The sequence below is a fragment of the Microbacterium sufflavum genome, from assembly GCF_023101165.1.
Taxonomy (GTDB): Bacteria; Actinomycetota; Actinomycetes; order Actinomycetales; family Microbacteriaceae; genus Microbacterium; species Microbacterium sufflavum.
The window spans coordinates 189,048-202,015 of sequence record NZ_CP078076.1 but is presented as its reverse complement, the minus strand read 5'-3'; the positions used below and the strand labels follow the sequence as shown (position 1 = coordinate 202,015).

At 70.4% G+C, this 12,968-nt stretch carries 12 protein-coding genes; 7 read left to right on the top strand and 5 right to left on the bottom strand.

Annotated features, from left to right (window positions below):
• The first annotated feature begins 15 nt into the window (after positions 1 to 15).
• A complete protein-coding gene (locus KV394_RS01000) occupies positions 16 to 420 on the top strand; it encodes a VOC family protein (protein ID WP_136028939.1) in 405 nt (134 codons plus the stop codon).
• Between the two features lie 73 nt (positions 421 to 493).
• On the opposite strand, the gene KV394_RS00995 is transcribed toward KV394_RS01000, so the two are convergent.
• Positions 494 to 1,693, bottom strand: a complete 1,200-nt coding sequence (locus KV394_RS00995) for a pyridoxal phosphate-dependent aminotransferase (protein WP_136028942.1) — start codon at positions 1,691 to 1,693, stop codon at positions 494 to 496.
• An 81-nt stretch (positions 1,694 to 1,774) separates the two neighbouring features.
• Positions 1,775 to 2,866 (bottom strand): alanine dehydrogenase, encoded by a 1,092-nt coding sequence (gene ald, locus KV394_RS00990; protein ID WP_136028944.1) that lies wholly within the window; start codon positions 2,864 to 2,866, stop codon positions 1,775 to 1,777.
• 107 nt (positions 2,867 to 2,973) lie between these two features.
• On the opposite strand from ald, the gene KV394_RS00985 reads away from it, so the two are divergent.
• Positions 2,974 to 3,492, top strand: a complete 519-nt coding sequence (locus KV394_RS00985; protein WP_136028946.1) for an Lrp/AsnC family transcriptional regulator — start codon at positions 2,974 to 2,976, stop codon at positions 3,490 to 3,492.
• 167 nt (positions 3,493 to 3,659) lie between these two features.
• Here the strand turns inward: KV394_RS00985 and KV394_RS00980 are convergent, their stop codons facing one another.
• The 3 genes from KV394_RS00980 to aceA form a co-directional block, all read right to left on the bottom strand.
• Positions 3,660 to 4,094, bottom strand: coding sequence for a hypothetical protein (locus KV394_RS00980; RefSeq protein ID WP_136029614.1), 435 nt, complete (start codon positions 4,092 to 4,094; stop codon positions 3,660 to 3,662).
• 92 nt (positions 4,095 to 4,186) lie between these two features.
• Positions 4,187 to 5,842, bottom strand: coding sequence for a malate synthase A (aceB, locus tag KV394_RS00975; RefSeq protein WP_247982074.1), 1,656 nt, complete (start codon positions 5,840 to 5,842; stop codon positions 4,187 to 4,189).
• A gap of 27 nt (positions 5,843 to 5,869) precedes the next feature.
• Positions 5,870 to 7,195 carry an isocitrate lyase gene (aceA, locus tag KV394_RS00970; RefSeq protein ID WP_136029610.1) on the bottom strand — a complete coding sequence of 442 codons (1,326 nt, stop codon included), beginning with the start codon at positions 7,193 to 7,195 and terminating at the stop codon, positions 5,870 to 5,872.
• A 132-nt stretch (positions 7,196 to 7,327) separates the two neighbouring features.
• On the opposite strand from aceA, the gene KV394_RS00965 reads away from it, so the two are divergent.
• From KV394_RS00965 to KV394_RS00945, 5 genes are all read left to right on the top strand, one after another.
• Positions 7,328 to 8,779, top strand: a complete 1,452-nt coding sequence (locus KV394_RS00965; protein ID WP_247982073.1) for an XRE family transcriptional regulator — start codon at positions 7,328 to 7,330, stop codon at positions 8,777 to 8,779.
• 22 nt (positions 8,780 to 8,801) lie between these two features.
• Positions 8,802 to 9,929, top strand: coding sequence for a DUF6226 family protein (locus KV394_RS00960; protein ID WP_247982072.1), 1,128 nt, complete (start codon positions 8,802 to 8,804; stop codon positions 9,927 to 9,929).
• 203 nt (positions 9,930 to 10,132) lie between these two features.
• The gene (locus tag KV394_RS00955) at positions 10,133 to 11,236 is read left to right on the top strand and encodes an ABC transporter substrate-binding protein (RefSeq protein WP_206252883.1); all 1,104 of its coding nucleotides are present in this window, start codon (positions 10,133 to 10,135) and stop codon (positions 11,234 to 11,236) included.
• Positions 11,236 to 12,033, top strand: coding sequence for an ABC transporter ATP-binding protein (locus KV394_RS00950; protein ID WP_136029602.1), 798 nt, complete (start codon positions 11,236 to 11,238; stop codon positions 12,031 to 12,033). The genes KV394_RS00955 and KV394_RS00950 overlap by 1 nt, the downstream gene beginning before the upstream one ends.
• Complete coding sequence (locus KV394_RS00945) at positions 12,026 to 12,874, top strand: ABC transporter permease (protein ID WP_136029600.1); 849 nt, start codon at positions 12,026 to 12,028, stop codon at positions 12,872 to 12,874. Before KV394_RS00950 ends, KV394_RS00945 begins: the two co-directional genes overlap by 8 nt.
• Positions 12,875 to 12,968: the final 94 nt, after the last annotated feature.

Here is a 12,968-nt window from a genome sequence, read left to right as displayed (position 1 = left end):
TCGTACACTCGCCGCATGAGTGGACTGATCCCGTACCTGCTGTTCCCCGGCACCGCCGCCGAAGCCCTCGGCCACTACCGCGACGTGTTCGGGGGTGAGTTGCAGCTGATGGACTACGCGCAGGCCGGTCGCCACGACGGTCCTGGCGACGCCGTCGCGCACGGGCAGCTCAGCGGCGGCCCGGTCGAGCTCGCCGGAGCGGATGCGGGCGCCGACGACGACGCGGTGCAGATGAGCGGCATGTTCCTGTCGCTCCTCGGAACGGCGGATGCGGCGACCCTGACGCGCTGGTTCGGTGAGCTCGCCGCCGGCGGGCGCGTGATCGATGCGCTGCAGCGGCGGCCGTGGGGCGACCACGACGGAACGCTCGTCGACCGCTACGGCATCCGTTGGCTCATCGGCTTCCACCCCGAGGACTGACCCGCGCGCAGCACCGGGACAGACGACGAGACCCGCCCGGCCGGGAGCGGCGGGGCGGGTCTCGGGGTGTCGGTCAGGAGAACAGTCGCTGCAGGCGCTGCACGCCCTCGAGGAGCTGCTCGTCGCCGAGCGCGTACGACATGCGGATGTAGCCGGACGGGCCGAACGCCTCGCCGGGCACCACGGCGACCTCGGCCTGGTCGAGGATGAGGTCGGCGAGCTCCAGCGACGTGGTCGGGGTCACCCCGCCCCACGTGCGACCGAGCAGGCCCTGCACATCGGGGTACACGTAGAACGCGCCGAGCGGGTTGGGCACCACGAGGCCGTCGATCTTCGACAGCTCCGACACGATGAGGCGTCGACGCCTGTCGAACGCCTCGCGGAACTGCTCGGCCTCGGTCTGCGGGCCGTTGAGCGCCGCGATCGCCGCCTTCTGCGCCACGTTGTTCACGTTGCTGGTGAGGTGCGACTGCAGGTTGCCGGCGATCTTGATCGCGTCGGCCGGGCCCACCATCCAGCCCACCCGCCACCCGGTCATGGCGTACGTCTTGGCGACGCCGTTGACGAGGATCGTCTGGTTCGCGGCCTCGGGCACGGCCTCCACGATCGACGTGGCCTTCACGCCCTCATAGGTGAGGTTCTGGTAGATCTCGTCGCTGATGATCCAGATGCCGTGCTCGACGGCCCACTCGCCGATGGCCTTCGTCTCCTCCGCCGTGTACACCGAGCCGGTGGGGTTCGACGGCGACACGAACACGAGCACGGTGGTGCGCTCGGTGCGCGCCGCTTCCAGCTGCTCGACCGTGACCTTGTACTCCTGGTCGGCGCCCGCGAACACCTCGACCGGCGTGCCGTCGGCGAGTCGGATGGCCTCGGGGTACGTGGTCCAGTACGGGGCGGGCAGCAGCACCTCGTCGCCCGGGTTCACGACCGCCTGGAAGGCCTGGTACACCGACTGCTTGCCGCCGTTGGTGACGATGACCTGGCTGGGCGAGACCTCGAGTCCCGAGTCGCGGAGCGTCTTGGCGGCGATGGCCTCGCGCAGCGCGGGCAGTCCGGGGGCCGGGGTGTAGCGGTAGCTGGCCGGGTCGGCGAGGGCCTCGGCGGCGGCGTCGACGATGAACTGCGGCGTCGCGAAGTCGGGCTCGCCCGCCGCATACGAGATGACGGGCTTGCCCTCGGCCTTGAGGGCCTTCGCCTTGGCATCGACCTTGAGCGTCGCGGACTCGGCGATGGCGGACAGTTTGCGGGAGAGAGGAGCGCGTTCGGTCACGGTTACGAGCGTACTCGCGTCGCCACGGCGGTCGACATGTGGGGACCGGCCAAGATCCGCGGTTCTTTCGGGTCGGGAAGGTCAGTCCGCGAGGCCGTGGGCGCGGGCGACGGCCTCGAGCGTGATGCGTCCGCCCTGGACGTTGAGCCCCTTCGCCAGCGCCGCGTCCTCGGCGGCCGCGCGCTCCCAGCCCTTGCCCGCGATCGCGGACACGTAGGGCAGCGTGGCGTTGGTGAGGGAGCGGGTCGCCGTCGTGGGAACCGCTCCCGGCATGTTCGCGACGCAGTAGTAGATGGAGTCGTGCACCGCGAAGGTGGGGTCGTCGTGCGTGGTGGGCCGCGAGCCCTCGAAGCAGCCGCCCTGGTCGATCGCGATGTCGACCAGCACCGAGCCCTTCTTCATCCCGGCGACCATGTCGTCGGTCACGAGCTTCGGCGCGGCGGCCCCGGGGATCAGCACCGAGCCGATCACGAGGTCGGCCGTGGCGAGCTCCTCGGCGATGTCGTAGCGGCTCGACGCGCGGGTCTCGAGCGCGCCGCCGTACCGGTGCTCGAGCTCGCGCAGGCGCGGCAGGGAGATGTCGACCACCGTGACCTTCGAGCCGAGGCCGAGCGCGTTGGCTGCCGCGTGCTCTCCGGCCACGCCGCCGCCGATGACGACCGTCTTGGCGCGGGGTGTCCCGGCGATCCCGCCCAGCAGCATGCCGCGGCCGCCCTGCGACCGCAGCAGCGAGTACGAGCCCATGGTGACCGAGAGGCGTCCGGCGATCTCGCTCATGGGGACGAGGAGGGGAAGCGATCGGTCGGGCAGCTGCACCGTCTCGTACGCGACGGCCGTGGTCCCCGCGGCCACGAGGGCGTCGGTGAGCGGGCGGTCGGCGGCCAGGTGCAGGTAGGTGAACAGGGTGAGATCGTCGCGCAGGAAGCCGTACTCCGCGGCGACGGGTTCCTTGACCTTGATGAGCAGGTCGGCCTCGCCCCAGGCCTCTTCGGCGGAGTCGACGATCTCGGCGCCCGCCGCGCGGTAGTCGTCGTCGGCGATGCTGGAGCCGATGCCGGCCCCCGACTGCACGAGCACGCGGTGGCCCTCGTGCACCAGGCGATCCGCGCCCGCGGGAGTGAGGGCGACGCGGTTCTCGTTGTTCTTGATCTCGGTCGGGACGCCGATCTTCATCGATCCTCCTGGTCTCGGGGTGCGTAGGCGCAGACCAGAATCGCAGAAACGTCGAGGAAGGGACAGATTTGATGAAGGCAATTCGGCCATCTCGAGAATCCTGAATAATGCTTCGTATGGCCACCACGTCTTCCGCCCCCGAGCCGAACAGCGTTCGGGCACCGGCGCTCGACCAGACCGATGCCCGCATCGTGCAGCTGCTCACCGTCGACGGCCGCATGACCAACGCCGAGCTCGCGGCGCGCCTCGGCGTCGCGCCCTCCACCGCGCACGCCCGGTTGCGCGCCCTCGTCGACCGCGGCGTGATCACCGGCTTCCACGCCAGCGTCGACGAGCGGCAGCTGGGCGCGGGACTCCAGGCGATCATCGGCGTGAGCCTGCGCCCGAGCGCCCGGCGCGAGAGCATCGTGGAGTTCGCCGACCGGGTGCGCGCCCTGCCGCAGGTGATCCAGGTGTTCTTCCTGGGCGGCGACGACGACTTCCTGCTGCACATCGCGGTCGCGGACTCGTCGGAGATGCGCGAGTTCGTCCTGGAGCACCTGTCGGCGCAGAGCAGCGTCGCCTCGACCCGCACGAGCATCGTGTTCGACTACCACCGCAACTCCGTGGCCGCGCCGTTCCACTGAGCGGGGGTCAGGAGCGCACGGAGCGGAGGACCAGGGCGAGCCGTGCTGCGGCCTCCTCCACCAGTGCGTCGTCGAGGTTGCCGTAGCCCAGCACGAGTGCCTCGAACGGTGTGACGCCTCGACGCGGAACCCGGCGAAGTCTGATCCCCGCCGTACGAACCGGGGACTCAGGTCTCGAAGGACGACGGCACCGCGCAGTAGTCCGCGAAGCGGCGGGCGGGGTGCGCGGGATCCGTGAGGTCGACCAGGGCGTTCGCGGCCGTGTGCGGCGGCTCCTCCCCGGCGAGCTGCCAGAGCACGGAGTTCCACAGGCCACGCGCCGTGGGCGACACCACCGCGGCGGGACCGGAGACGAGCAGGATGGTGCCGTCCGCGCTGCCGGTGCGGAACGGTGTGATGATGAGGGCACGCAGCGCCGTCTCGTCCACCGCGGTGAGGTGCACGCGCTCCACCGTCTGGTCCGCGGCGGTGAGCGCGGTGGCGAGCGCATCGGCGGCGAGGCGCGACCGCTCGGCATCGGCTCCCGCGACCGCGAACAGCCGGCGGCCGCGCGGATACAGGTGCAGGAACTCCTCGGCGATGCCGGTCCACACGTCGCTCATGGGTCCAGGCTACGCCCGCACCGGACGCCCGGGGCCGCGGCGGACGCACGGGTGCCGCGGGCCTCTCGACCCGCGGCACCCGTGTCCCGCGCTCAGTCCTCGTCGATCAGGAAGCGGCTGTACGCGCCGAGGGTGAGGAACGCGGGGAACTCCTCCTGCAGGGCGACCTCGCGGAAGACCTCGGCCGCGTCGTCGAAGCGGTCCCCGTCGCGGCGGTCCACCCCGTCCAGCACCTCCGCGATCAGCCCCTCCACGTACTCGGCCGTGATCGGGGTGCCGTCCTGCGTCGTGCGGTCCTGGTGGATCCACTGCCACACCTGCGACCGGCTGATCTCGGCGGTCGCCGCGTCTTCCATGAGGTTGTCGATCGCCACCGCTCCGAGCCCGCGCAGCCACGCCTCCAGGTAGCGGATCGCGACCGACACGTTGTCGCGCACGCCCTGTGCGGTGATCGGCCGCCCGATGTGCAGGTCGAGCAGGTCCTCGGGAGTGACGTGCACCTCGGGGCGCTGCCGGTCGACCTGGTTCGGACGGTCGCCGAGCACCGCGTCGAACTCGGCCTGCGCCGTGGGGATGAGGTCGGGGTGGGCGACCCAGGTGCCGTCGAAGCCGTCACCGGCCTCGCGCTTCTTGTCGGCCGACACCTTCTCCACCGCGCGCGCCGTGACCTCGGGATCGCGGCGGTTGGGGATGAAGGCGCTCATGCCGCCGATCGCGAAGGCCCCGCGCTTGTGGCACGTCTGCACCAGCAGCTCGGTGTACGCCCGCATGAACGGGACCGTCATCGTCACCTCGCTGCGGTCCGGCAGCACGAACCGGGCTCCGCGCCCGCGGTAGTTCTTGATGATCGAGAAGATGTAGTCCCAGCGACCGGCGTTGAGGCCCGCGCAGTGGTCGCGCAGCTCGTACAGGATCTCGTCCATCTCGAACGCGGCGGGCAGCGTCTCGATCAGCACGGTCGCGCGGATGGTGCCGTGCGGGATCCCGACGTACTCCTCACTGAAGGAGAACACGTCGTCCCACAGCTTCGCCTCCTCGCTGGACTCGAGCTTGGCGAGGTAGAAGTACGGCCCGCGGCCGCCGTCGATCAGCGCCTGCGCGTTGTGCAGGAAGTAGAGGCCGAAGTCGACCAGCGAGCCGGAGGCCGAGGTGCGGCGGCCGGCGCGGTCGATGAACCCGATGTGCTTCTCGGGCAGGTGCCAGCCGCGCGGGCGCATCACGATCGTGGGCGTGCGCTCGGCGGTGACGCGGTACTCCTTGCCCTCGGGGGAGGTGAAGGACAGCTCGCCGCGGATGGCGTCGCGCAGCGACAGCTGCCCCTCGATCACGTTCTTCCAGGTGGGGCTCGTGGCGTCCTCCTGGTCGGCGAGCCAGACGCGGGCGCCAGAGTTGAGGGCGTTGATGGTCATCTTCGGGTCGGTGGGCCCGGTGATCTCGACGCGGCGGTCCTCCAGCCCGGGCCCGGCACCCGCGACGCGCCAGTCGGCGTCGGCGCGGATGTGCGCGGTGTCGTCGCGGAAGCGCGGGTCGTGGCCGTTGCCGATCTCGAAGCGGCGGCGCAGGCGGTCGGCCAGGCGGTCGTGGCGGCGAGAGGCGAAGCGGTGGTGCAGCTCGGTGAGGAAGGCGATCGCCGCGGGGGTGAGGATCTCGTCGTAGCGGTCGCGGATCGGTCCGGTGACCTCGATCGCAGGTCCCTGCCGGGTCGTCGGGATCGGGGCGGTGGTCGGGGGAGCGGTGGGAGTGGTCATGATGCGGATCCTTTGCAGAGGTGGGGATCAGTGGAACTGGGCGGCCTCGGTGGAGCCGGCGAGGGCCAGGGTCGCGCTGTCGGGGTTGAGCGCGGTGGAGATCACGTCGAAGTAGCCGGTGCCCGCCTCGCGCTGGTGCTTGGTGGCGGTGTAGCCGTCGGCCTCGGCGGCGAACTCGGCCTCCTGCAGCTCGACGTAGGCGCTCATGGCGCGCTCGGCGTAGCCGCGGGCGAGGTCGAACATGGAGTGGTTCAGGGCGTGGAAGCCCGCCAGCGTGATGAACTGGAACTTGTAGCCCAGGTCGGCCAGCTCCTGCTGGAACGTCGCGATCTCGGCGTCCGACAGGTGGCGCTTCCAGTTGAAGCTCGGGGAGCAGTTGTAGGCCAGGAGCTTGCCGGGGAACTCGGCGTGGATCGCCGCGGCGAACTCCCGGGCGAGCTCGATGTCGGGCTCACCGGTCTCGACCCACAGCAGGTCGGCGTAGGGCGCGAAGGCGAGCCCACGGCTGATGACCGATTCGATGCCGGGACGGATGCGGTAGAACCCCTCGGTCGTGCGCTCGCCGGTGGTGAACTCCCGGTCGCGCTCGTCGACGTCGCTCGTGAGCAGGTCGGCGGCCAGGGCGTCGGTGCGGGCGATGATCACGGTCGGCACCCCGGCGACGTCGGCCGCGAGTCGCGCCGCGTTCAGCGTGCGGATGTGCTGCTGCGTGGGGACGAGCACCTTGCCGCCCAGGTGACCGCACTTCTTCTCGCTCGCGAGCTGGTCCTCCCAGTGGATCGCGGCGGCGCCGGCCTGGATGAGCGACTGCGCGAGCTCGTAGGCGTTGAGAGGCCCACCGAATCCGGCCTCCGCGTCGGCGACGATCGGGGCGAGCCAGTCCTGCGTGATCTCGCCCTCGGCGTGCTCGAGCTGGTCCTGCCGGAGCAGCGCGTTGTTGATGCGGCGGACCACGGCGGGCACCGAGTTGGCGGGGTAGAGCGACTGGTCGGGGTAGGTCTGCCCGGCGAGGTTGCCGTCGGCGGCGACCTGCCACCCGGAGAGGTAGATGGCCTTGAGCCCGGCCCGCACCTGCTGCACGGCCTGCCCGCCGGTGTAGGCGCCGAGCGCGCGGACGTAGTCCTCGGTGTGCAGGAGGTTCCACAGGTTCTCGGCGCCGCGGTGCGCGAGGGTGGCGTCCTCGCGGACGGAGCCGCGGATGCGGATGACGTCGTCGGCGGAGTAGGTGCGCTCGACGCCGTCCCAGCGGGGGTCGGTGTCCCAGATCTCCTGGAGCTCCGCCGCCGTCTGAACCTGGTCGCCGGCGCGCAGGCCGGCGGGGCGCGGGGTGGGGTTCGATGCGGTGTTCGTCATGGTGTCTCCTCGGATGGAACCGGCGTCGGTGCCGGTGGCGTGGTCCCACTCTGTGTGAACTTCGGCGCTCTTCTCGGCCGGATCGAAGGAGAAGTTTGTCGTTCTTTCTGTTTTCGTGACAGAATCCCCGCCATGACCAGCACCGAGGCCGCAGAAGACACCGACGCCCTCACGATCGGGCGACGGATCCGTCAGCTGCGCACCGCTCAGGGGATGACCCTCGAAGAGCTCGCGACGGCGGTGGACCGCGCTCCCAGTCAGCTGTCGATGATCGAGACCGGCAAGCGCGAGCCCAAGCTCACGCAGCTCCAGGCGATCGCGCGAGCGCTCGGGGTCACGATCGACGCGCTGCTGGAGGGCGAGCCGCTCGACGAGCGCAGCAGCCTGGAGGTCGCGCTGGAGCGGGCGATGAAGGGCCAGACGTTCCGGGCGCTCGGCATCGACCCGTTCCGCATCGCGAAGACCGTGCCGACCGATGCGCTGAAGGCGATGCTCGCGCTCCACGGCGAGATCGACCGGCTGCGGGACGAGCGGGCGGCCACGCCGGAGGAGGCGCGGCGGGCGAACGTGGAGCTGCGGCACCTGATGCGGAGGCAGGACAACCACTTCGCCGACCTGGAGGCCAAGGCGTCGGAGATCCTCGCCGCGGTCGGGCACCCGGGCGGACCCCTCACGCAGCGGACGGCCTCGGAGATCGCCGCCTACCTCGGCTTCACGCTGCACTACGCCCCCGACCTGCCGCAGACCACTCGCAGCGTCGCCGATCTCGCCCACGGACGGCTCTACCTGTCGAGCAGCGTCCCGGCCAAGGGTGATGCGCGGACGGCGGTGCTGCAGGCGCTCTCGAGCCGGATCCTCGGGCACGCCGAGCCGCGCAGCTACGCCGAGTTCCTGCGGCAGCGCGTCGAGACGAACTACCTCACGGGCGCCCTCCTCATCCCGGAGGCCCACGTCGTGCCGACGCTCAAGGACGCGAAGCAGCGGCGCGCGATCTCGATCGAGGACCTCCGCGACGCCTACTCCGTGTCGTACGAGACGGCCGCGCACCGCTTCACCAACCTCGCGACACGGCACCTCGACATCCCGGTGCACTTCCTCAAGGTGCACGAGTCGGGCACCATCACCAAGGCGTACGAGAACGACGACGTGAACTTCCCGACCGATCGGCTGGGCGCGATCGAGGGACAGATGTGCTGTCGACGGTGGACCTCGCGGGTCGTGTTCGACGAGGACGACCGCTTCAACCCGTACTACCAGTACACGGACACGGGCAACGGGACCTATTGGTGCACGGCCCGGGTCGAGGCGTCGAGCGAGGGGCTGCACTCCGTGAGCGTGGGGGTGCGGTTCGACGACACGAAGTGGTTCGTGGGCCGCGACACCCCGCACCGCGGCGTCTCGAAGCACTCGGTCGAGGTGTGCTGCCGCCGTGCCCCCGCGGAGCTGGAGGGGCGGTGGCGCGAACAGTCGTGGCCCAACGTGAAGACCCCGCGCACGCTGCTGGCGACCCTGCCCACCGGCGCCTTCCCCGGCGTGGACACCACCGACGTGTACGAGTTCCTGGAGGCCCACGCGCCGCGGTGACCCCGCTCGGTACGCTCGGTCGATGAGCAGTGCTGTCTTCCCCGGTCCCCTCGGCCCGATGCCCGAGGCGGGTGCCGCCGCGGTCCTGTGGATGCCCCCGCAGGCGGATGCTCCGGGGCCGGTCCGGTTCGTCGACGGCTTCGAGCCTTTCGCCGAATTCGCGCGGGGCCACGAGGTCGACCCCGCGCTGCTCGCCGTCGATCTCGGGGCGACGTGGGACTTCGTCGCCGGTCATCCTGAGGTCCTCGAGAGCGAGACGCTGGCCGCGGGGGCGGCGCGGTTCGTGGGGAACGTCATCGCGGTCGTGCACCCGGCCGCGACATGGCGGATGACGAGTGAGCCGGAGATCGGGACCAACACCCTCTCGATCCCGGTCGCGGGTCTCGTGCAGGGGATGGTGCAGCAGCCCGACCAGCGGGATGCGTTCCTGCAGATGCTCGCTCCGTGGGAGCAGGACGACATCGATGACGAGGAGATGAGGGCGCTGTCCGCGGAGGATTCGGCTCCCGCGTTCGTCGTCGTCCCGGCGCGCGCGTATGTCCGGCCTGCTCTCCCGATCCTGACCTTCCACGACGACCGCGGCGAGGGGATCCCCTACGGACACCGCTGGCCCGACGGCATCGCGCCGGAGGAGTCGTACTCCCGGGAATCCCACCTGGAGCGCTTCGCACCGCTGTCCCTCGTGGTCGACGCGCTCATCGAGCACCTCCGTCGCGAGTACGAGGTCGAGGTGCGGCGAGAGAGGGGGGAGGGAGGGACCGAGCGCGTCGTGCTCGAACCGGCGCGCGGTGCGCAGATCACGATCACGCTGGGCGTTCCCTCCGTCCGCATCGACGCGGGTGCCCACTTCCACGCGATCGTGCCTTCGTGCATCTGCGATGCCTGCGACGAGACCGCCGAGACCGCGGCGGACGAACTGGAGCGGATCGTGCTGTCGGTCGCCGCCGGGGGCTTCCGGGAGAAGTACCCCGTGGGTCGCCGTGCGTGGCTGTACACGGAGATCCGGTCGCCGGACGGCGAGCGGCGGGAGAGCAGCTCCGGTCCTGCGCCGGAGATGCCCGACGAGGCGCGAGAGCGCGCGGCCGCCCTGCTGCGCGGGCTCGACGACGGCTGGTGGCCCGCCTGGCCGCTCCGCTCCCTCCCCGCCTGACCTCGCCCGACCCCGGCCCCACCTCCGCCCCGTTCGTGCCCCGCATGCACGACGGTGTTCCGCGTGCACGACCCGACGGTCGGGAGAGTCGTGCGCCCGTCGCCCGATCGTGCAGGACGAACTTAGTTTGATCTTGCTTAGTCAAGATTGACTATGTTACTTTCATCGAGCCATCAATGACGAACGGCCGAGAAGGGACCCTCATGGCTACTTCCTCTGCGGAAACCCGATTCCGCACCACTGCCACCCTGACGTGCGTTCTCGCCGCCACGCTGACGCTCGGAGCATGCTCCGCGCAGACGCCGGGCGGCGATACCGCCCCCACGAGCGCAGACGGATCCGACGCCTGCCAGCGCAACCAGGACGCCGGCACCATCACCTACATCTCCGGCTACGGCTACTCCGCCAGCGCCGGGCAGCTTGACGTGTTCCTCGCGAAGGAGCTCGGCTACTTCGACGACCTCTGCCTCGATGTCGAGATCAACGCCTCCGGCGCGAACGGACAGCAGCTCGTCGCCTCCGGTCAGGCGCAGTTCACCGCCCTCGGCTCCGCGTCCGACGTGATGCTCGCCGCCGCCAACAGCAAGAACCTCACGGCCGTCGCGACCTACGGCACGACCCCGCCGTTCTCGATCTTCGGCAACGAGAAGCTCGAGGACCTCACCGACCTCGAGGGCGGCTCGCTCGGCTACTTCATCAACCTCACGCCCATCGCCTCGGCCATGCTCGACGAGGCCGGCGTCGACGTGTCGAAGGTCGAGATGGTGAAGATGACCAACTACGACCCCACCGTGGTCGTGCGCGAGCAGGTCGACGCGATCGTCGGCTACGCCTCCAACCAGCCGCAGACCCTCAAGGCGCAGGACCTCCCGTTCAGCGAGTTCCTGCCGTCCGACCTCGGCGTCGAGGGCACCTACAACGTGATGGAGGTGAACTCGCGTTTCCTCGCCGAGCACCGCGAGGTCGCCGCCGACTTCCTGCGCGCGAGCCTCAAGGCACTGCAGTTCTGCCTCGACGAGTCCGACGAGTGCATCGACATGCTCGCCGAGCTCGCGGAGGAGAACGGCCAGGGCGCCGCGTTCCCGCGCGACCAGCTCGCCCGCACGTGGGAGGTCGAGTCGGCCTGGGTGCGTGAGAGCGCGGGCGGCAACCCCGGCGTGCAGACCGAGGCCATGTGGGAGCCCGAGTACGAGATCGTGCAGGAGTACGGCGACGTGAAGAACCTGCCCGCGATCGCCGACATGATGGACCCCGACCTGGTGGCCGACCTCTACGACGGCGACGAGCTCATCTGGACGGCGAAGTGATGACCGCGGCCACGGGCGCCGGCGTCGAGGTGCGCAACGTCTCGAAGTCGTTCGGGGTCGACGGAGCCAGGGTCACCGTGCTCGACGACGTGAGCCTCACGATCGGCATGGGCGAGTTCGTGTCGGTGATCGGCCCGAGCGGCTGCGGCAAGTCGACGCTGCTCAAGGTCGTCGCCGGGCTCCTCGACGCCGACTCGGGCACCGTGACCATCGACGGCGAGAGCGTCACCGCGGCATCCCGCGACAAGAAGATCGGCCTCGTGCCGCAGTCGCCCGCCCTGCTTCCGTGGAAGACCGTGCGCGAGAACGTCGAGCTCCCCGTGCGGATCAACCGCGGGGCGAACGGCGACCGCGCCCTCCGCGACCCCGCGGAGCTGCTGTCGACCTTCGGCCTCGGGCATGCCCTGAAGAAGTACCCCGGGCAGCTGTCCGGCGGCATGCAGCAGCGCGCTGCGATCGCCAGGGCCTTCGTGTTCGACCCGGCGATCATGCTGATGGACGAACCGTTCTCGGCCCTCGACGAGATGAACCGCGACCTGCAGCGCATCGCCCTGCTGGACTTCTGGCAGTCCAACCGCAAGGCCGTCATGTTCGTCACGCACTCCGTGCCCGAGGCCATCATGCTCTCGGACCGGATCGTGGTGATGGCCGCCCACCCCGGGCGCATCGCCGAGGTGATCGACGTGAACCTGCCGCGGCCCCGCACCGAGGAGGCGTACGCCACCGACGAGTTCCGCGACCTGGAAGCAGTCGTGCGCGGTGCGCTGCGCGCGCAGACGGAGAAGGCCCATGTCTGAGCTGACCATGAGAGACACCACCGCCACCCTCGCCACCGCGCGCCTGCGCGAGACCCCCCGCCGCGGCGTCCCGTCGTGGCTGCGCTGGGGATCGTGGCTGCCCACCCTCATCACCTTCGTGATCGCGGCGCTGCTGTGGCAGATCGTCGCATGGACCAACCCCTATGTGCTGCCCACGCTGGAGGCGATCGGAGGAAGCCTCGTCGACGACGCGGGCATGTACTGGTCGAACTTCCTGGTGACGCTGCTCGAAGTGGTGGTCGGCGCCTCGGCCGGCATCCTCGCCGGGTTCCTGCTGGCGGTGGTGATGGCAGAGTTCCAGATCATCGAACGGGCCGTCATGCCGCTCGTGATCATCGTGATGGTCACGCCGATCGTCGCGATCGCCCCCGCGCTGGTCGTCGCGTTCGGCTTCGGCATGGTGCCGAAGTTCATCGTGACCGGGCTGGTGGTGTTCTTCCCGATGCTGGTCAACTCGCTCGCCGGACTCCGCGACGTCGACCAGAAGGCGCTCGACGTGTTCAAGACCCTGCATGCCTCGCGGTGGGAGATCTTCCGCGAACTGCGATTCCCTGGCAGCATGCCCTACGTCTTCGCCGGGCTGCGGATCGCCCTGCCGCTGGCCGTGGTCGGAGCCGCGGTCGCGGAGTTCGTCGCCGCCGGGCAGCAGGCCGGCCTCGGCTCGCTCGTCACCACCTCCGCCGCACAGGCGAACCTCCCCGTCACCTGGGCCAGCATCGCGCTGCTCTGCCTGCTCGGCGTGCTCCTGATCGTGCTCCTCGCGGTCGTGCGCAAGCGCGTCCTGTGGTGGAGCGACGGCGAGGTCACCGCCAAGGGCTGACCCGGCCCCACCCGCCCCGGGGGTGCGCCCCCGCCCCCGGGGTTCCCCCGGCGTGCCCGGACACCCCACGACGACACCACCCACCCACAAGGAA